General features: G+C 46.6%; 17 protein-coding genes. 12 read left to right on the forward strand and 5 right to left on the reverse strand.

The features are described from left to right. Positions 1-7: 7 nt before the first annotated feature. Positions 8-3148, reverse strand: coding sequence for a TonB-dependent receptor (locus tag B5G04_RS01095; RefSeq protein ID WP_087395249.1), 3141 nt, complete (start codon positions 3146-3148; stop codon positions 8-10). Between the two features lie 319 nt (positions 3149-3467). On the opposite strand from B5G04_RS01095, the gene B5G04_RS01100 reads away from it, so the two are divergent. Next, a complete protein-coding gene (locus B5G04_RS01100; RefSeq protein WP_087395792.1) occupies positions 3468-5186 on the forward strand; it encodes a DUF5597 domain-containing protein in 1719 nt (572 codons plus the stop codon). A gap of 246 nt (positions 5187-5432) precedes the next feature. On the opposite strand, the gene rd is transcribed toward B5G04_RS01100, so the two are convergent. Beyond that, positions 5433-5597: a rubredoxin gene (gene rd, locus B5G04_RS01105; protein WP_022038835.1), complete on the reverse strand. Its 165-nt coding sequence runs from the start codon at positions 5595-5597 to the stop codon at positions 5433-5435. A 71-nt stretch (positions 5598-5668) separates the two neighbouring features. Beyond that, a complete protein-coding gene (locus B5G04_RS01110) occupies positions 5669-6373 on the reverse strand; it encodes an NAD-dependent deacylase (protein ID WP_022038836.1) in 705 nt (234 codons plus the stop codon). Positions 6374-6508: 135 nt separating this feature from the next. On the opposite strand from B5G04_RS01110, the gene B5G04_RS01115 reads away from it, so the two are divergent. Then, on the forward strand, positions 6509-7093 hold the full coding sequence (locus B5G04_RS01115) for an FKBP-type peptidyl-prolyl cis-trans isomerase (protein WP_022038837.1): 585 nt from the start codon (positions 6509-6511) through the stop codon (positions 7091-7093). A 156-nt stretch (positions 7094-7249) separates the two neighbouring features. After that, positions 7250-8128 (forward strand): FKBP-type peptidyl-prolyl cis-trans isomerase, encoded by an 879-nt coding sequence (locus B5G04_RS01120; RefSeq protein WP_022038838.1) that lies wholly within the window; start codon positions 7250-7252, stop codon positions 8126-8128. Positions 8129-8212: 84 nt separating this feature from the next. Here B5G04_RS01120 and B5G04_RS01125 read toward each other — a convergent pair whose 3' ends face one another. Then, positions 8213-9118, reverse strand: a complete 906-nt coding sequence (locus B5G04_RS01125) for a helix-turn-helix transcriptional regulator (RefSeq protein ID WP_022038839.1) — start codon at positions 9116-9118, stop codon at positions 8213-8215. 182 nt (positions 9119-9300) lie between these two features. On the opposite strand from B5G04_RS01125, the gene B5G04_RS01130 reads away from it, so the two are divergent. From B5G04_RS01130 to B5G04_RS01150, 5 genes are all read left to right on the forward strand, one after another. Then, on the forward strand, positions 9301-10575 hold the full coding sequence (locus tag B5G04_RS01130; protein WP_239413997.1) for a TolC family protein: 1275 nt from the start codon (positions 9301-9303) through the stop codon (positions 10573-10575). Between the two features lie 10 nt (positions 10576-10585). Then, a complete protein-coding gene (locus B5G04_RS01135; RefSeq protein ID WP_022038841.1) occupies positions 10586-11497 on the forward strand; it encodes an HlyD family efflux transporter periplasmic adaptor subunit in 912 nt (303 codons plus the stop codon). Next, a complete protein-coding gene (locus B5G04_RS01140) occupies positions 11484-12941 on the forward strand; it encodes an ATP-binding cassette domain-containing protein (RefSeq protein ID WP_087395253.1) in 1458 nt (485 codons plus the stop codon). Before B5G04_RS01135 ends, B5G04_RS01140 begins: the two co-directional genes overlap by 14 nt. A gap of 75 nt (positions 12942-13016) precedes the next feature. Then, positions 13017-14126 (forward strand): ABC transporter permease, encoded by a 1110-nt coding sequence (locus B5G04_RS01145; protein WP_087395256.1) that lies wholly within the window; start codon positions 13017-13019, stop codon positions 14124-14126. Between the two features lie 6 nt (positions 14127-14132). Next, the gene (locus B5G04_RS01150; protein ID WP_022038844.1) at positions 14133-15191 is read left to right on the forward strand and encodes an ABC transporter permease; all 1059 of its coding nucleotides are present in this window, start codon (positions 14133-14135) and stop codon (positions 15189-15191) included. A gap of 145 nt (positions 15192-15336) precedes the next feature. Here B5G04_RS01150 and B5G04_RS19230 read toward each other — a convergent pair whose 3' ends face one another. After that, positions 15337-15522 carry a hypothetical protein gene (locus tag B5G04_RS19230; protein ID WP_140406886.1) on the reverse strand — a complete coding sequence of 62 codons (186 nt, stop codon included), beginning with the start codon at positions 15520-15522 and terminating at the stop codon, positions 15337-15339. Between the two features lie 97 nt (positions 15523-15619). On the opposite strand from B5G04_RS19230, the gene B5G04_RS01160 reads away from it, so the two are divergent. From B5G04_RS01160 to tpiA, 4 genes are all read left to right on the forward strand, one after another. Further along, positions 15620-16792 carry an iron-containing alcohol dehydrogenase gene (locus B5G04_RS01160; protein WP_022038845.1) on the forward strand — a complete coding sequence of 391 codons (1173 nt, stop codon included), beginning with the start codon at positions 15620-15622 and terminating at the stop codon, positions 16790-16792. A 152-nt stretch (positions 16793-16944) separates the two neighbouring features. Next, positions 16945-17487: a DUF1599 domain-containing protein gene (locus tag B5G04_RS01165; RefSeq protein ID WP_087395262.1), complete on the forward strand. Its 543-nt coding sequence runs from the start codon at positions 16945-16947 to the stop codon at positions 17485-17487. Further along, positions 17477-18781, forward strand: a complete 1305-nt coding sequence (locus B5G04_RS01170; protein ID WP_022038847.1) for a BT_3928 family protein — start codon at positions 17477-17479, stop codon at positions 18779-18781. The genes B5G04_RS01165 and B5G04_RS01170 overlap by 11 nt, the downstream gene beginning before the upstream one ends. A 97-nt stretch (positions 18782-18878) precedes the next feature. Further along, positions 18879-19634, forward strand: coding sequence for a triose-phosphate isomerase (tpiA, locus tag B5G04_RS01175; RefSeq protein WP_022038848.1), 756 nt, complete (start codon positions 18879-18881; stop codon positions 19632-19634). Positions 19635-19735 lie beyond the last annotated feature (101 nt).

Genomic DNA, 19735 nt, shown 5'->3' on the forward strand with positions numbered 1-19735 from the left:
TTATGTGTTAGAATGTCAACTGGATACCAGCAAAAAATTCACGAGTCGCCCAATATGTATCTCCTGAATAATAGTAAGCACCATCCACACCACGATTCAAAGTTGAACCTCCATTCGGAACTTGCGGATCAAACATAGAATAACCTGTAATGGTAAACGGATTCTTGACACCCATATAAAGCCGTAACGATTCGATATGAATCTTTGAAAGCAAATTCTTATCAAAGGTATATCCCAACGTAATGCGGTTGCAACGGAAATAAGAACCATTTTCAATAAAATAATCAGATGCTTTTGTATGATTTCCGTTAGGATCGTTCAATACAGCACGTGCCACATCTGTATTAGTATTGGCAGGTAACGTGATGGTTTCACCTCCAGCTGTGGTAAATGTAACGTCATGAGCTCGGAAACGATCACCCATATCAAGCATTTGATTCTTAGCTGCATAACCACCCATTAATTCTGTTTTCCAGTTATTATAAATTTGGTTACCGAAATCTCCTTGCCACAACATAGAAAAATCAAAACCTTTATATTCTGCCGTAATATTCAAACCAAATGAACAATCAGGCAATGAAGAACCTATAAAGGTCTTGTCATCATCCGAAATCACTCCGTCTCCATTCAAGTCCACATACTTTATATCACCGGCACTAGCTGACTCTTGCAGGCGTACGCCTTTGTCATTGACATAATTGGCGGCTTCTTCATCAGTTCTGAACAATCCATCTGTCTTATAGCCCCAAAATTGTGCTACAGGTCTCCCCGCTACGGTCATAGTCACATTTCCAGTAGATGAACTACCTCCTGCAAGAGATTGATTGCTTCCCAGGCTGGTCACCTTATTCCGATAAAGCGAAAAGTTAGGAGAAATGGTAAAACTGAAATCACCGATTTTCTCGCGATAAGTAGCTGCAAGCTCAATACCCCAGTTGGTCATGCTACCTACATTCATATATACCGTATTGATATTACCGGTAGAACGAGGAAGCTGGACAGCCAAAAGCATATCTGTAGTTTTACGATTATAATAATCGAATACAAAACTCAGTTTATTATGAAACATATCCAAATCAAAGCCAACTCCTGCATCACGTGTAGTTTCCCATGACAAGTCCGGATTTGCAAAATTCTCAATCAAAGGTGCAGGTGCATTGGATACACTTCCGTCAGGATTAATCTGCCCGGGACCAAACGTATAATAACGGTTATCGGTTTCCACAACCGACTGATAATCATAGCGTCCCACAGCATTGGCACTACCAATCCATCCTAATGTTGCACGGATTTTCAGATTATCCAGCCAATGCGAAGTGGCATCTTTCATCCATTTTTCTTCACTGACTCTCCAGCCTATTGAGAATGAGGGGAAATATCCCCAGCGGTTTCCTTCAGCAAACTTAGATGACTCATCTGCACGGAAGTTTGCAGTAATCATATATTTGCTGTTGTACGAATACATCACACGAGCAAGATAAGAAAAATAAGCCTCGTTATATTGTGAGCTGGTAATGATTTGACTGTCTGGATAACGACTTTCGATACCAAATCCACTATATTCATTACTACGGCCGGTAATAGCTGTAGAAAAACCTTCAAACTTTTCAGATACGATACCAACCACACCCGAAAGCGAATGGATATCATTAAATGTTTTGTCGAAAGTAAGCAAGTTTTCAATCACCTCATGGCCACTTCCTCCTTTTGTTGTAGTCTGTGAATTGTAATCTTGTCGGGCGTTTGCCGTACCCAAGTCATATTTGGGAACGATTGTAGCATCATTATTACGCGCATACGAATATGTATAAGTAAGTCTGTATTTCAGCCAGTCAAATATCTTGATTTCACCGAAAATACTACCCATTGTGCTTACCGAACGGTTACGCAAACGCTGATTGTGCAAATACCATGCTTGATTTGCCATATCGTTCCCATCACGTCCATTGTTTCCTGTATGGAAAAACGTCCCATCTTCGTTATAAACGGGCAAATTGGGCGAAGTAAGCAACATATTCATCAAAGAAGCACCTGTAAAACCATTTGTACGGCTATAATTAGCGAAAATACGCCCACCATAAGTAAGACGACCGATAGTTCCTTCTACATTAGCATAGATATTATCCACTTTCGCATCATTCTTATGCATCTGATCATCATTATCCGTATGCGTAGCACCAATACGGTAATTTGCATATTTACTGCCACCACTTACAGATACATCATATTTCTGATAATTTGTATTGCAGAAATATTCATTCCACCAGTCCGTATCAGCCATTGGAGTACTCGGGGTAGCTACACCGGTCGGTACAATCTGGTTCCAAGTACCGTCAGCGATACTGGCCGCCGAAGAAGAATTGTAATAAAGCTCATTCACATAAATACCATAATCATATGCATTCAACATTTCCACTTTCTTTGTAGGCGAACCAAAACCGGCATAGGCATTGAAACTGATGCGAGGTTTACCTTCTTTGCCTTTCTTGGTCGTAACCAAAATAACACCGTTCGCGCCACGCACACCATAAATCGCACATGATGCTGCATCTTTCAACACCTGAATAGACTCGATTTCATCATCATTGGGGATATTGCCTGAAGCATCGATAATGCCATCTACTACCCATAACGGATCGGTGCTACCTGTAATAGAAGCCGTACCACGAATACGAATCTTGCCACCCGACACGTTTACACCTGCCGTACTACCTTGTAACGCATCTGTAATGCCACCCGGTGACTTCAAAACTTCTTTCGGACTCAATGTCGCAATCGCCGAAGTCAAGTCTTCCTTCTTCTGGGTACCATAACCTACCACAATAACGTTATCCAGCATCTGGGCGTCTTCCTCCAATGTAACATTCAATGAAGTTTTTCCTGCAATTTTGATTTCTTGGGTCTTATAACCCACAAAAGAAATAGTAAGCACTGCATCCGAAGGAACTTCCAACGTAAAGCTACCCTCAAAATCGGTAATCGTTCCGTTCGACGTACCTTTCTGCAATACACTGGCACCAATGACCGTTTGCCCTGTAGGATCTTTCACAACACCTTTTACTGTTATCGTTTGTGCCAATGCCCATACAGGGAGAAGGCATAGCAGAAACAACAGTCCAAAGGTTTTTGAACAATTAGTGTTTCTCATGACTTAACATTTTTATGTTTAACATAGAGGCATAGAATACGGAACCGGCCTTCGTTGCGTCCAACGTACGGCCGAATTCCGCACTTGCTTTGAGGCAAATTTAAATGATTATGTTCACTTTGTTTTTCCCTTATGTTACATCTTTTACTATGCATGTTACATCTTTTGTGTTAAACGGCGTTAAATGTTACATATATTGTCATAAATCGAACATCTTATGCCGAACAACATGATTCCGAAAGAAAAAACACGAAACGACTTTGCTTTTTTGTTTATCTTTGCTTCCGTATCATTAAGTCAATCACCTAAACCGACACACATGAAAAATCGATTCATCACTCTTTTTTTGGCAAGTCTCATCGGGCTGCTTCCGGTGCTTGCGCAACAAATGCCACATTGGCAAAAACACGGTTCGGCTACTCAACTCATGGTAGACAACCGTCCGTACCTCATCTTGGGAGGAGAATTGGGAAACTCTTCGGCTTCTTCCCTGCAAGACATCGACCGTATTTTTCCTAAGCTGAAACGCACCGGGCTGAATACGGTACTGGTGCCTGCTTACTGGGACTTGATAGAGCCCGAAGAGGGGGCATTCGATTTCTCTTTGATAGACCATACCATCCACCAAGCCCGTGCAAACGGTCTACGGCTTGTTTTCCTATGGTTCGGTGCATGGAAAAACTCCATGAGTTGCTATGCCCCGCTATGGTTCAAGCAAGACTACAAGAAGTATCCGCGCGTACGGACCCAGACGGGTAAGCCGCTGGAGATAGCCAGTCCTTTCTCGGACAATGTATTCCAGGCGGATAGCAAGGCTTTCAAAGCGTTCATGCGGCATCTTTCCGAAACCGACGGGGACAAACATACCGTCATCATGGTACAGGTAGAAAACGAAATCGGTATGCTGGAAAGCGCACGCGACTATTCGGAAGAAGCCAACCGCCTGTTCCAATCAGCCATCCCTGAAGAGTTGGCCGATTACCTGGTAAAGAACAAAAAGACGCTCCACCCGTGGCTGGCAGAAAAATGGCAAAAAGCGGGAGGAAAGACCGAAGGAAACTGGCAGAAGGTGTTCGGCACCGACCTGTATACCGATGAAATCTTTATGGCATGGCACTATGCCACGTATGTGGAACGTATGATTCAGTGCGGACGGGAAGCGTACAACTTGCCTATGTATGTCAATGCCGCCATGAATAGTCGCGGGCGCAAACCCGGTGAATATCCGTCGGCAGGACCGCTGGCTCATCTCATCGATATCTGGCATTGTGCCGCTCCGGGCATTGACCTGCTGGCTCCCGACCTCTACGACAAAGGGTTTACCGGCTGGACCGCACAATATAAGCTGCACAACAACCCGCTTTTTATACCTGAAATCCGTCTGGAGCCTAATGATGGTGTGCGTGCCTTTTATGTATTCGGCGAGCACGACGGCATCGGTTTCAGCCCGTTCTCCATAGAAGACGCGCCCGACCGTCCCAGTTACCAGTTGACCCAAAGCTACCTCAAGCTGAAAGAACTGATGCCTCTCATCACCCGTTACCAGGGGCAGGGAGCCATGAAAGGCTTACTTTTCGACCAAACCGAGAAAGAACGCACCCTTGCATGGGATAACACATTATTAATATGTAAGCACTTCTTTACCTTGCCGTGGGATTCACGTGCCACCGATGGAAGTGTATGGCCGGAAGGAGGAGGACTGGTCATCCGGATGGCTGAAGACGAATACCTGATAGCCGGAAGCGGCATCGTGGTCGAATTTAAAAGCAAAGAAGAAGCCGCTTTGAGCACGGCGCAAGCCAAGTTAGGCGAAGACGGATTCGTATTGGAAGGCGAGGGCCGTCAAGCGTCTGCCGCCCGGTGGAAGAATGAAAAACGCATCGGCATCGGCTCGGTAGACGAAGTCAGCGTAAACGAAGACGGGAGCCTGAACTTCATCCGGCGCTATAATGGCGATCAAGATCACCAAGGACGGCACGCACGCATCGGAGTGGACAACTTCCAAATCCTGCATGTGAAGCTATACGAATACCGGTAAAAAAACACAGGGAATGATAAGGAATGACAACACAAGGCAGTTTCTTCAGAAGTATAATAGCACTAAAACTGTAGTTTCAGTGCATTAAAACCAAAGTTTCAGTATATTAAAACTGCCTAAAACTATTATTGGCTCCGGTTGGGCATCCGGTTGCATCGGTTTCCGTAGCCCCGAAACCAGGGAAGCCGGCCTGCAAGCATTACGCTACGCAGGCCGGCTTTCGGCTTTTCTAACCTCTAAAGGAATTTACTCCTCTACCGGTTGGAAATCTTCTTTTCCTACTCCACAAACCGGGCAAACCCAATCTTCGGGCAGGTCTTCGAATGCTGTGCCCGGAGCGATGCCGTTATCGGGATCACCTTTAGCGGGATCGTATTCCCAATCACATACGGTGCAAATGTACTTTTTCATACGTCCAATTGTTTTAAGTTAGCTATAATGTTCTTTTATATGATGGAACAAATATAGGGAAGATTTGTTTATCACCGTTCTTTTAATAACATATTTTTTAATTCTTCCATTCCTTCCGAAGCTCCCTTGCGGATAACATGCACCTTCCTGCCCGAAACAATGGTGACTTCTTTCGGGTCGATAAGGTACACCGGTACACGAGACGGCACATAATTGAGCAGTCCGGCCGCAGGATACACATTGAGCGAAGTGCCGATAATGACGAATATATCGGCTTGCTCGGCGTATCCGATGGCGGTTTCTATCATCGGCACCGCCTCGCCGAACCACACGATGAACGGACGGAGCTGGGAGCCGTCGGCGGCCAGGTCGCCCATCTTCACTTCCCATTCTTCGGGCTTCAACTCTTTGATGTATGCCGGATTGTTCGGGTCCCGGCTCGATGTAACCTTGGTCAGTTCCCCATGCAGATGAATGACATGGTGGCTTCCTGCCCGTTCGTGCAAGTTGTCGACGTTCTGTGTAATGACCGTCACGTCGAAGTCCTTTTCCAATTCGGCTATCAGCTCATGCCCGCGGTTGGGCTTCACGCGTTGTAGTTCCTTACGCCGCGCGTTATAGAAATCTATTACCAACTTCGGGTTCGCCCGATAGCCTTCGGGTGTAGCCACTTGTTCTACGGGATACTGCTCCCACAACCCTCCAGAGTCGCGGAAAGTACTGATTCCGCTCTCGGCACTCATGCCTGCTCCTGTCAATATAACCAACTTTTTCATACGCAAGTTCCTCCTTCATACGATTAACCATACAAAAATAAGAAAATTTAATCGCTTACAGAAGCTCTTATTCAAATAAAAAAGATACCTTTGCGCCGACTAAAGAAAAACAATATCTTTTAACTCAAAGACTTTATGGATAAATTCAGTTACGCCATTGGCTTAGGCATAGGTCAGAACTTGTGGAGTATGGGCGCCCGCAGCATCGACGTAAACGATTTTGCACAAGCAGTAAAAGACGTATTAGAAGGCAACAAGACTGCCATTACGCATAACGAAGCACGCGAAATCGTCAATAAGTTCTTTACCGAACTGGAAGAAAAAGCCAATGCGGAAAACATAGCCAAGGGAAAAACTTTCTTGGAAGAAAACAAGAAGAAACCGAACATCGTGACCCTTCCCAGCGGCCTGCAATACGAAGTAATCAAGGAAGGCAATGGCAAAAAGCCAAAAGCCACCGACCGCGTACGGTGCCACTATGAAGGCACTTTGATAGACGGAACATTATTCGACAGTTCCATCAAGCGGGGCGAACCTGCCGTATTCGGCGTGAACCAAGTAATAAAAGGTTGGGTGGAAGCACTGCAACTGATGTCGGAAGGTGCAAAATGGAAACTCTACATCCCGTCCGACCTTGCTTACGGCGCACAAGGTGCAGGCGAGATGATTCCTCCGCACAGCACGCTCATCTTCGAAGTGGAGCTGATTGAAGTATTATAATTAACGGCACACAGGCGACAAAAGCAGACGTGCACAGTTTTAATTATTTATCTGTGTCCATCAGAAGAAGGAAATATACGTTACCTGTGTGTGTTACGACAGTGCTTAAACTGCTGAACAAGAATTATCAACAACAAATATAAAAACATCAAGCAAATGAAAAAGACTCCTTTTTTAATGGCATTGGCTATCGCTGGAGGCATGGCATCGTGCGCACAAGGACCGAAAGCCAACATGAAAACCGAAGTGGACACCCTCTCATACATGATGGGTGTAAGCAACACACAAGGACTGCAAGACTATGCACTTGGCCGCATGGGGATTGATTCGGCCTATTATGATGATTTCATCCGCGGTATCGAACAAGGCATAAAGACAACGGAAGATAAAGAAAGAGCTTACCTGATGGGTATGCAAATCGGACAACAAGTCAGTGGTCAGATGTTCGATGCCATCAACGGCCAAATTTTTGAAGGTGACTCTGCACAAAGCCTGACGAAAGAAAACTTCCTTGCCGGATTCATCGCTGCAGTGAAAGAACAATCTCTCTTCTCTGCCGACTCTGCCAGCCTGTACGTACGTACTCGCGTAGATGCCATCAAAGAAAAGGCACTTGCCGAGAAATATGCCGACTACAAGAAACAGAACGAAGACTTCCTTGCCACCAACAAGACCAAGGAAGGTGTGAAAGTTACTCCGAGCGGCTTACAATATAAGGTTGTGAAAGAAGGTAACGGCAAAGTACCCGAAAAGACATCGAGAGTGAAAGTACACTACAAAGGCACGTTAATCGACGGTACAGAATTCGATTCGTCTTACAAACGCAAAGAACCGACCAGCTTCCGTGCAGACCAAGTCATCAAAGGATGGACCGAAGCGCTGACCATGATGCCGGTAGGTTCGAAGTGGATTCTCTACATCCCGCAAGAATTGGGCTATGGCTCACGCAACACGGGTAAAATCAAACCCTTCTCTACACTGATTTTTGAAGTAGAACTGGTTGACATTGAAGAGCCTGCTGCCAAGAAGAAATAAAGCAGCCCTCTGTTTTTCACCACAGATTACACCGATTTTTTCATTCATTATATAATCGGTGTAATCTGTGGCATTTTATTTCACTCAGTCTTCATCCCGATAAGCATGTGGTGTCTTTCCAGTCATCCGACGGAAAAACTTGCAGAAGAACGAAGCATTGGGAAAATTCAAGTCATCAGCTATTTGATATACCAGTTTGTCGGTATGGCGCAGTTGTAATTTGGCTTCCTGTACCACCGCAGCATTGACCCAGTCCATCACCGTCCGCCCACTGACCTGCTTGATAAGCGTACTCAGGTAACGTGGACTCAAATACAGTTCATCGGCGTAAAAAGTGATGTTCCGCTCATGTACGGCATATCTGTTAACAAGTTTCAAGAACCGGTTGAATATTTCTTCCTGCCGGGTATGCTCCTGACGCGCCACCGCAGCATCGCGATGGTAAAATACTTCTATCTGACGAAACAAAGCAGAAATGAGACTTCGGACAGTGTCACGCGGAAAAGGTTCGTCGTGCAACACTTCCCAAATCAGGTCCAAAAACACTTCCAGCCGCTTTCGTTCCTTCTCATCCAAATCGACAGCAAAAAAAAGTCCACCTTGCAGATAAGCATGCAACAAAGGCTCTTTTTGCCAACCTTCCATAAAGTCATCAGTAAAGGCCAGCATGGTCACATCCATATTCGCAGGCATTTCCTCAAACTCAAGCACAGCTCCTGGCGAAGACACAATCAGCTGCCCGCCTGAAACCGTCACTTCACGTAAATTAATACGAGCCCGGATATAGCCCGACTGGATATAAACAATCCGTCCTTCTGTCAGGCGATAGGGTCTTCCCGGTATCAGAATTGACTCCGCAATCTCGTCCATCCCCTCTACCGAACGCACAAAACCCAGTTCGGGAGTGATGAAACGACTCGCATTACACCGTGTAAAAGGAAAATCGTGTATCTGTTGCAAAGCAAGCAAAAAAAAGTCTTTCTGTTCCATATCCTAAATTTTAAGATAAACCAATGTTCTCTACCTCCTGCAAAGATAATAATTCACAGCAAAAACAGGAGATAGCCAGTACAAAATCAAACAAATAGAACATTTGAAACAAGTAATGGAACTTCTGAATATGAACAGAACAATCTATATTTGCAAAAAGAACCTTAAAAAACGACATGCTTATGATACGAACCTGTTTATTGATGCTGGTGGGATGCTTCTGCCTTTCCTCTTTCGGACAGGTGACCCTGGACGAGTGCCGGGCTGCCGCGCAACAAAACTATCCGCTGGCAAGGCAATACGACCTGCTCCGCCTGTCAGAACAATACACACTTGACAATGCAACCCGCGGCAACCTGCCCCAAGTCAGCCTCAGTGGAAAAGTATCCTACCAAAGCGAAGCCACCACTTTCCCGTTCGACATCCCCGGCATCGGCATGAAGGGATTGCCCAAAGACCAATATCAAATACAGTTGGAAGTAACACAAAACATCTGGGACGGAGGCAACATCCGAGCCAGAAAGGAACAAGTCAAAACCGAAACTGAAGAAAGCAGGAGGCAATTGAACGTCACGATGTACGCCCTGAATGAACAGGTAAACCAAGTATTCTTCGGCATCCTGCTGATAGACGAACAACTGGAACAGAACCACCTGCTTGAAGAAGACCTGCAACGCAACCTGAAAAACATACGTGCTTATCGTGACAACGGCATAGCCAACGATGCCGATGTAGATGCCGTGCAGGTGGAAATCCTCAACACCCGTCAGCAACGGACACAGCTCACCGCCAACCGCACCGCCTACCTGCGCATGCTTTCGCTGCTCACCGGCAAGCCTTTGGACGAACAAACCCAGCTGATACGCCCTGTCTCCCCCGATGACAAGACTGCTTTCCGTATCGCCCGGCCGGAGCTGGACCTGTATAATGCACAAGTACAAAGCCTCGAAGTGGAACGTCACAACCTGCAAGCAGGCTATATGCCCCGCATCGGACTCTTCGCACAAGGCGCATACGGCAATCCTGGACTGGACTTTCTGAAAGACCAATTCCGGGCATATTACATCGTAGGAGCACGTCTCACGTGGAACTTCGGTAACTTGTATACCCTGAAAAATGACAAACGGAAGCTGGATACCCGCCGCTTGCAGATAGAAAGCAACCGCGACCTGTTCCTCTTCAATACCCGACTGCAACTGGCTGAACAAGACGGCATCCTGCTTGCACTCCAGAAACAGATGAAAGACGATGACGAAATCATCCGCTTGCGCAGCAACATCCGGCAATCTGCTGAAGCCAAAGTAGCCAACGGCACGCTAAGCGTGACTGAAATGTTACGCGAAGTAACCGCTGAAAGCCTTGCCCGACAAGCCAAAGCGTTACACGAAATCCAACTGCTGATGCACCAATACCAGCAACAGCACCTTACCAACAACCAACCGACCATAAACCCATAACCTCAAACGTATGAAAACTTATTCTTTATTTTTTGCCTCACTGACAAGCATACTGCTGGCATCCTGCCATCCGGACATCGACTTCGATGCGACAGGCACCTTTGAAGCCACTGAGATTATCGTGTCTGCCGAAAGCAACGGCAAACTGTTCCGTCTGGATGCAGAAGAAGGTGTCCGGCTGAAACAAGGAGAAGAAGTAGGGCTGACCGACACTGTCCAGCTCTATCTGAAAAAACTGCAACTTCAGGCAAATATGAAGTCGGTAGACAACCAGCGGCCCGACATCCGCAAACAGATAGCTGCCCTGCAAGAACAACTTGCCACAGCACAACGCGAACGGGCACGCGTAGAGAACCTGTTAAAAGCAAATGCAGCCAACCGCAAGCAACTGGACGACTGGGAATCGCAGATAGCCGTATTGGAAAGCCAACTCGAAGCCCAACGCTCTACCTTATATAATAGTACAGCCAGTTTGAACGAACAGAGTTCTTCAGTCGCCATCCAAATGGCGCAGATAGAAGACCAACTGCAGAAATGTCACATTGTGGCTCCTATCAACGGTACCGTCCTTGCCAAATATGCCGAACCAGGCGAACTGGCATCGGTAGGAAAGCCACTGTTCAAAATTGCCGATACCGAACACATCTTCCTGCGCGCTTACATCACATCTACACAACTTGCATCGGTCCGTATTGGAATGGAAGCAAAAGTATATGCCGATTTCGGCGACGACAACCTGAAAACTTATGCCGGTATCGTGAGCTGGATAGCCGACGAGGCAGAGTTCACCCCCAAAACTATCCTGACCGATGATGAACGTGCCAATCAGGTATATGCCGTAAAGATAGCTGTCCGCAATGACGGTATCATCAAACTGGGCATGTATGGCAAAGTAAAATTCCAAACCGATGAAAGTGATTGAAGTCAAAGGCATCAGCAAATACTACGGAAAGACAAAAGCCCTCCACGAAGTGTCTTTTGAGATAGGACAAGGTGAACTGTTCGGACTGATTGGTCCCGACGGTTCAGGGAAAAGCACGTTATTCCGCATTCTGACTACCCTTCTGAATGCGGATACAGGCACAGCATCGGTGATGGGTTACGATGTACGAAAAGAATATAAAGAGATACGGAAGCGTATAGGATATATGCCTGGACGTTTCTCCTTGTATCAAGACCTGACGGTAGAAGAAAACCTGAATTTCTTCGCCACCGTTTTCCAGACTACCGTAAAAGCCCATTACGGACAAATAAAAGACATTTACGAACAAATAGCCCCCTTCGCCAACCGACGGGCAGGAGCCCTTTCGGGAGGAATGAAACAAAAACTCGCTCTCTGCTGTGCATTGGTGCATTCACCGGAAATACTTTTCCTGGACGAACCGACAACAGGAGTCGACCCCGTATCACGTAAAGAATTCTGGCAGATACTGGCTAAGCTCCGTACGCAAGGGATGACCATCGTGGTCTCGACTCCCTTTATGGACGAAGCCAGACGTTGTAACCGGATTGCCTTTTTACAAGAAGGAAATATACGGGGCATCGATACCCCAGCAGTCATTCTCGACCGTTTCCGCAACATCTTATGCCCGCCCGGCCTGCAACGCGATATAGATACTACCGAAACCGGAACCATCATCCGCGTCAACGGACTGGTAAAACAGTTCGGCAATTTTACGGCAGTCGACCACATCTCGTTCGAAGTGAAAAGCGGAGAGATATTCGGCTTCCTAGGAGCCAACGGAGCCGGCAAGACCACTGCCATGCGCATCCTTTGCGGACTGAGCCTGCCTACCGGAGGAAATGCTGAAGTTATGGGCTTCGACGTATACACGCAGAGCGAAGAAATCAAACGGCGCATCGGATATATGAGCCAGAAATTCTCACTCTACGAAGACTTGAACGTATGGGAAAACGTGCGTCTCTTTGCCGGAATCTACGGTGTACCCGACAAGGAAATACCGCCTCGCGCCGAGGAGATGCTTCATCGCATTGGACTGTATGAAAGTCGCCACACCTTGGTACGCGAGCTTCCCTTGGGTTGGAAACAACGACTGGCATTCTCTGTAGCTATTTTCCATCGCCCCCAGCTGGTATTCCTTGACGAACCTACCGGAGGCGTAGACCCTGCCACTCGCCGCCAGTTCTGGGAACTAATTTACCAGGCTGCACACCAAGGCATCACGGTATTCGTCACCACACACTATATGGACGAAGCAGAATATTGCGACCGCATCTCGATGATGGTAGACGGACGCATCCGAGCACTCGACACACCGGCAAAATTAAAAGAGATGTTCAATGCCAAGGATATGGATGAAGTGTTCCGACTCCTGGCACGCGAAGCGAAACGAAACGGGAACTGACAGCTCATCATAGAGGAACCGAAGCACACAGAGACTTTAATTTTTCCTCTATGGTAAAAAAAGAAACATACGACTATGAAACAATTTATCGCCTTTATCCGGAAAGAGTTCTGTCACATCCTGCGCGACCGGCGCACGATGCTGATACTGATAGGAATGCCCATCGTACAGATTATCCTTTTCGGCTTTGCTATCTCTACCGAAGTACGCAATGTAGAGACCGCCGTACTGATGCCTTCTAGCGATGCAGAAGTGCAACGTATAGTCGAGCGGCTGGATGCCAGCGAATACTTCCATGTAAAATACATCGTACATTCGCCCGATGAAATAGACCGGTTGTTTAAACGGAACCGGATAGAACTGGCAGTAGTTTTCCCTTCCGACCTGAATCGCTTGCGTATGGATGCAGAAGATATCCAGCTAATAGCCGATGCCACGGATCCCAACCTTGCCGTCACACGGAGCACGTATGCCAATGGAATCCTGCATACCGCCCTAAATGCCATCAAACGGACCGGAACAAAAGCAGATGCTTCCCCCAGCCTCATCATATCGGGCAAGCTGCTCTATAATCCACAAATGAAAAGTGCCTACAACTTCGTACCAGGCGTAATGGGGCTTATCCTGATGCTGATATGTGCAATGATGACCTCCATTTCCATTGTACGCGAAAAAGAAACCGGAACGATGGAAGTCTTGCTTGTCTCTCCCGTCAATCCGTTGTTTGTCATCCTCTCGAAAGCAGTACCCTATTTCGTCTTGTCCCTTATCAACCTGACCACCATTCTGCTGCTCTCGGTATTTGTACTCCAGGTTCCCATTGCAGGCAATCTGTTCAGCCTGCTGAGTGTATCCCTGCTGTTCATCTTCGTCTCGCTGGCATTAGGATTGCTCGTGTCGTGCCTTGTCCGGACACAGGTAGCAGCCATGCTTGTATCAGGCATGGTGATGCTGATTCCCACCATCATCCTGTCGGGCATCATCTTTCCCATCGAAAGTATGCCGGGTATTCTGCAAGCCCTCTCCTGTCTCATTCCGGCACGCTGGTACGTCGACCTGGTACGGAAACTCATGATAGAAGGTGTACCCCTTGCCTACGTCTGGCACGAAGTAACCGTCCTACTGGTAATGGCCATCGCCCTGATAGGCATCACTGCCCGCAAATTCAAGAACCGTTTAGAATGAAAGCCTATGACACTACGCTACCTGATAGAAAAAGAGTTCAAGCAACTGGCACGCAACAGTTTCCTGCCACGTCTCATTCTGCTTTTCCCATGCATGATGATGCTGATTATACCATGGGCTGCCACCCTGGAAATAGAAGACCTGCGCATTGTGATTATCGACAACGACCATAGCCCTTCTTCCGAACGTCTGGTACACCGAATCGAAGCATCACCTTATTTTAAGCTGACCGGACTGCCCGACACGTATCGTGACGGACTGGAAGCCATCGAGAAAGACCGTGCCGACATGCTGTTGGAAATACCTCGTGGTTTTGAAAAAGAACAAGTGAACGGCAGACCTGCCTCAGCACTGGTTGCCGTCAATGCCGTCAACGGGACTAAAGGTGGATTGGGCAGTTCGTATTTAAACCAGATTCTTGCACCTGCCGGAAACACTTCCATACGCTACCTGTTCAATCCACACCTTGAATACAAGAATTACATGGTTCCGGCACTGATGACCATGTTGCTCGTACTGCTCTGCGGATTTCTTCCGGCACTGAACGTTGTAGGCGAAAAAGAAGCCGGTACCATCGAGCAAATCAATGTCACTCCCGTAAGCCGATTCACTTTCATACTCAGTAAGTTATTACCCTATTGGCTTATCGGATTCATCGTTCTCAACCTTTGTATGCTGTTGGCATGGCTGGTATACGGACTTACTCCTTCGGGGAATATCTTTTGCATCTACATTGCCACCATCGTATTTACCTTCGTGGTGTCTGGTTTAGGACTGGTCATTTCCAATTATTCAGCCACCATGCAACAAGCCATGTTTGTCATGTGGTTCTGTATGCTGATATTCATTCTGATGAGCGGATTGTTTACCCCCATCAGCAGCATGCCCCAGTGGGCACAATGCATCACCTACGCCAATCCATTGCGTTATTTTATGGAAATCATGCGCATGGTGTACCTGAAAGGAAGCAGTCTCACCGATATTCTGCCGCAGCTGGGTACACTTGCCATTTTTGCCACTGTGCTTTATCTGTGGGCCATTGTAAGTTATAAAAAGCAACAATAACCCCGAAATCAGAAACACAGAGCGGAAACAAACGCAAAAGAATCCTGATAGAATATTAATATGAATGTCCTTTAGCCGACAAGGAGTCCTCATTTTATTGGAAGATTTAAGACAGGCTCTTAACCTGAACAAAATTAAACAAGCCCTAAGAAGCTGTTTTGAATTTCTCCAAAAAGTTTTTCTTGGCTTGATGTATCTGTTTTCGTGTGTGCTTTGGGCGATTTTTTGGCCCTTTTCGCTCCTGTTCTTCGTCAGATAGCCCGCTATCTTCCTCATCACAGAAGCGAAAATGCCTCAAAAACTCATCCAAATCATCGCACGATAAATTCAAAACAGCTTCTAAATTGAAAAAATTAACACTCTGCTGGCAACAAGCAATGGTTTTATTCGTATCTTTGAAAATGATGAACCTTTAAAAGCAAACAGATATGAACTCAAATCCAGTTTTTAGTTTGTACGTACCCACCAAGATATTGTTCGGGTGCGGTGAAATAAAGAAATTAGCTACCGAAACACTTCCCGGCAGAAAAGCCATGATAGTCATATCCGGCGGAACGTCCATGAAAAAATATGGATACCTGGATAAAGTATTGGGATACCTTACTGAAAACGATGTCAGTGCCATTGTATACGATAAGATTCTTCCTAATCCCATCAAGACACATGTTATGGAAGCCGCAGCCATCTGCCGCGAGCAGAAATGCGACTTTATCATCGGGTTGGGAGGAGGAAGCAGCATCGACTCTGCAAAAGCCATCGCCGTCATGGCATGCAATGATGGTGATTACTGGAACTACGTAAACGGAGGTACGGGCAAAGGGCGTCCGGTCACAAAAGCACTTCCCATTGTAGCCATACCGACCACAGCCGGAACCGGTACGGAAGCCGATCCATGGACAGTGATTACCAACGAAGAGAAACAGGAAAAAATCGGATTCGGATGCCCACTTACCTTTCCTGTACTCTCCATTGTCGACCCGACGCTGATGGTTACCATACCTCCCCATCTCACGGCATATCAGGGCTTCGATGCCTTCTTCCATGCAGCAGAAGGCTTCCTTGCCAATTGTGCTACTCCTATAAGCGACCTGTACGCACTGGAAGCTATCCGCCTGCTCTATAAATACCTGCCGGTAGCCGTCAATGACGGACGCGACATCAAAGCACGCGCCAAAGTAGCATGGGCCAGCACACTGGCCGGGTTGGTAGAAGCTACATCTTGTTGCATTTCCGAACATTCTATGGAACATGCCATGAGTGCCTATTATCCCGAACTGCCTCATGGAGCCGGACTGATTGCCATCAGTACAGCCTACTTCGAAACTTTCCGCAACGACTGCATGAAACGTTTTATGAAAATGGCAGATGTCATGACCCAACAAAAGAGCAACCGTCCGAGCGATTTCATTGATGCACTGGTACGCATGCAACGCGAATGTCACGTAGACAACATCAAATTGAGCGACTGGGGTATCAAAGAAGAAGACTTTCCCAAGATGGTACAAAATGCACGAGATACCATGGGCAGCCTCTTTACCCTCGATCCTCGTCCGCTGACCGACGATGAAGTACTGAATATCTATAAACAATCGTACAAATAAGTGGTTTAAGGAGTTAAGAGCCTGATAGGATATTGCTTCTTAACTCCTTCACTTTTTTAACTTCCTACATAAATCCGACAAATCTTACCGATTTATTACGCGCTTTACCAGGAAAATCGTAACTTTGCGACATAAATTCATGATACAAGCGTATGAAAGATACGAAAGAACAATTTGAGCACGTCATCACCACCTGTCGGGATTTGTTCGCCAAAAAGCTGCACGATTACGGAGCCGCATGGCGCATTATGCGTTCTTCTTCAGTAACCGACCAGCTGTTTATCAAGGCGAACCGTATCCGAAGCATCGAAATCAAAGGTGTCAGTCTGGTAAACGAGGGCATACGCCCCGAATTTATGGCAATAGTCAACTATGGTATCATCGGACTGATCCAACTGGAACTGGGCTATGCAGAAAAGGAAGATATCACCGAAGCACAAGCCTTGGAACTATACGACAAATATGCCAAAGATGCCATGGAACTGATGCTGAAAAAAAATCACGATTATGACGAAGCGTGGCGCAGCATGCGCATTACGTCGTACACCGACTTGATTTTGATGAAGCTGTACCGCACCAAGCAGATTGAAGCATTGAGTGGGAACACATTGGTTTCGGAAGGCGTAGACGCCAACTACATGGATATGATTAATTATGCAGTATTCGCTTTAATCAAACTGGAATTTGGAGAATAAATGCTTACATAGAGCCCTTGTCGTCGGAGTAAACGTTTGCCGTTTCCTGCTGGCAGCCGTATTCATCTTCTCCGGATTCGTGAAGGCGAACGACCCTTTCGGCACCGCCTATAAGATACAAGATTATCTGGAAGCGTGGGGCCTGCTTCAGGTTGTTCCACAGTTCGTCCCATACGTAGGTTCCATGGCAATGGGAGCATTCGAGTTTACATTGGGTGTCTATCTGCTGTTTGGCATCCACCGCAAAGCGACCTCCACATTGCTCCTGCTGGTCATGGCATTCATGACTCCACTCACCCTATGGCTTGCCATTGACAATCCGATAGCAGATTGCGGCTGTTTCGGCGATGCTATTATCCTGACCAACTGGGAAACCTTTGGCAAGAACATCGTGCTGTTACTTGCCGCCATCACTGTATTCCGCTATCGGAAAACCTACATCAGGAAACTGGTCACCGAAAAGGTAGACTGGCTGATAGCCCTCTACACCGTGGTGTTCATCATCGTATTCTCCATCTACTGTGTCCGCGAACTGCCCGTATTCGATTTCCGTCCTTATCACATCGGCATGAACATCCGCCAAGGAATGGAAATCCCCGAAGGGGTGAAACTCACAACTTACGAGACAACATTCATCTATGCTAAAGACGGGAAAGAGCAAGAATTTACCATCGACAACTTTCCCTCCGACTCGACATGGACATTCGTCGAAGCCCAAACGCGGGTAAAAGAGAAAGGCTACGAACCGCCTACTCACGATTTTCACCTCACCTCACAAGAGGACGGCACCGACCTGACCGAAGAAATCCTGAACGATGACAATTACACGTTCTTACTTATCTCGCCCAACCTGCGGCACGCCGATGAGAGCGGGATGGATTTATTCAACGAAGTGTACGACTACTGTTCAGAATATGGATACAGCTTCTTGTGTGTCACCGCTTCATCCGACGAAGACATCGCGATGTGGCAAGACAATACCGGTGCTGAATATCCTTTTGCCATCATGGACGAAATTACCCTGAAAACCATTATCCGCTCCAATCCGGGCCTGTTGCTTCTGAAGGACGGAACCATTCTGAACAAGTGGAGCGTAAACAACATCCCCGACGAATATCAGTTGAATGCACCTTTAGACCAACTTCCCATCGGCCGGTTGGAACCTCCCAACACATGGCATAAAATCATATTGGTGTTCGGCTGGTTCTTCGGTCCACTCATCTTCCTGACCCTATGCGATTTAGGCTGGCTGGAATGGAGCAAGAAGAAAAAGAAGAAAGAGTCAAGAAGTTAAGAAGTTAAGTCAATACATACGAATCAGGCCACTGGCTTAACTTCTTAACCCCTTAACGACAAAATAGTATATTAACCCTTTTAAAACTTAAAACAAAATGAGAAAAAACATTGTAGCAGGAAACTGGAAAATGAACAAGAACCTGCAAGAAGGTATTGCTTTGGCAAAAGAACTGAATGAAGTGTTGACCGCAGACAAACCGAACTGCGACGTTATCATCTGTACTCCGTTTATCCACCTGGCTTCTGTTACTCCGATTGTCGATAAAAACATCATCGGCGTAGGTGCAGAAAACTGCGCAGACAAAGTTTCAGGTGCCTATACTGGCGAAGTTTCGGCAGAAATGGTAGCTTCTACAGGTGCCCAATACGTTATCCTGGGTCACTCTGAACGTCGTGCTTATTATCACGAAACCGTTGAAATCCTGACAGAAAAGGTGAAATTGGCACTTGCCAACAACCTGAAACCTATTTTCTGCATCGGTGAAGTGTTGGAAGAACGCGAAGCAAACAAGCAAAACGAAGTGGTAGAAGCTCAATTGGCTTCTGTATTCTCACTCTCAGCAGAAGACTTCGGTAAGGTTATCCTGGCATACGAACCGGTTTGGGCTATCGGTACCGGTAAAACCGCTACTCCCGAACAAGCAGAAGAAATCCATGCACACATCCGTTCGCTGGTAGCTGCCAAATACGGTCAGGAAGTAGCAGAAAACACTTCTATCCTGTACGGAGGAAGCTGCAAGCCGTCGAATGCCAAAGAACTGTTCGCTAAACCCGATGTAGACGGCGGATTGATTGGTGGTGCTGCTTTGAAAGCTGCCGACTTCAAAGGCATCATCGATGCGTTCAAATAATTCTTTATAGTTGACTAGGAACCAGGTACTGGTTGACTAGGTTTTAGATAGATTTAGTAAAACTATTTAGAACGTAGTTCCCCCGTACCTGATTGTCTAGT

The sequence above is a fragment of the Bacteroides sp. An51A genome (assembly GCF_002161565.1).
In the GTDB taxonomy this organism is placed as follows: domain Bacteria; phylum Bacteroidota; class Bacteroidia; order Bacteroidales; family Bacteroidaceae; genus Phocaeicola; species Phocaeicola intestinalis.

Bases quoted from the DNA above. Each gene is read 5' to 3' on its own strand.
- B5G04_RS01095 (WP_087395249.1), bottom strand. From the start codon at position 3,148: ATGAGAAACACTAATTGTTCAAAAACCTTTGGACTGTTGTTTCTGCTA.
- B5G04_RS01100 (WP_087395792.1), top strand. From the start codon at position 3,468: ATGAAAAATCGATTCATCACTCTTTTTTTGGCAAGTCTCATCGGGCTG.
- rd (WP_022038835.1), bottom strand. From the start codon at position 5,597: ATGAAAAAGTACATTTGCACCGTATGTGATTGGGAATACGATCCCGCT.
- B5G04_RS01110 (WP_022038836.1), bottom strand. From the start codon at position 6,373: ATGAAAAAGTTGGTTATATTGACAGGAGCAGGCATGAGTGCCGAGAGC.
- B5G04_RS01115 (WP_022038837.1), top strand. From the start codon at position 6,509: ATGGATAAATTCAGTTACGCCATTGGCTTAGGCATAGGTCAGAACTTG.
- B5G04_RS01120 (WP_022038838.1), top strand. From the start codon at position 7,250: ATGAAAAAGACTCCTTTTTTAATGGCATTGGCTATCGCTGGAGGCATG.
- B5G04_RS01125 (WP_022038839.1), bottom strand. From the start codon at position 9,118: ATGGAACAGAAAGACTTTTTTTTGCTTGCTTTGCAACAGATACACGAT.
- B5G04_RS01130 (WP_239413997.1), top strand. From the start codon at position 9,301: ATGATACGAACCTGTTTATTGATGCTGGTGGGATGCTTCTGCCTTTCC.
- B5G04_RS01135 (WP_022038841.1), top strand. From the start codon at position 10,586: ATGAAAACTTATTCTTTATTTTTTGCCTCACTGACAAGCATACTGCTG.
- B5G04_RS01140 (WP_087395253.1), top strand. From the start codon at position 11,484: ATGAAAGTGATTGAAGTCAAAGGCATCAGCAAATACTACGGAAAGACA.
- B5G04_RS01145 (WP_087395256.1), top strand. From the start codon at position 13,017: ATGAAACAATTTATCGCCTTTATCCGGAAAGAGTTCTGTCACATCCTG.
- B5G04_RS01150 (WP_022038844.1), top strand. From the start codon at position 14,133: ATGACACTACGCTACCTGATAGAAAAAGAGTTCAAGCAACTGGCACGC.
- B5G04_RS01160 (WP_022038845.1), top strand. From the start codon at position 15,620: ATGAACTCAAATCCAGTTTTTAGTTTGTACGTACCCACCAAGATATTG.
- B5G04_RS01165 (WP_087395262.1), top strand. From the start codon at position 16,945: ATGAAAGATACGAAAGAACAATTTGAGCACGTCATCACCACCTGTCGG.
- tpiA (WP_022038848.1), top strand. From the start codon at position 18,879: ATGAGAAAAAACATTGTAGCAGGAAACTGGAAAATGAACAAGAACCTG.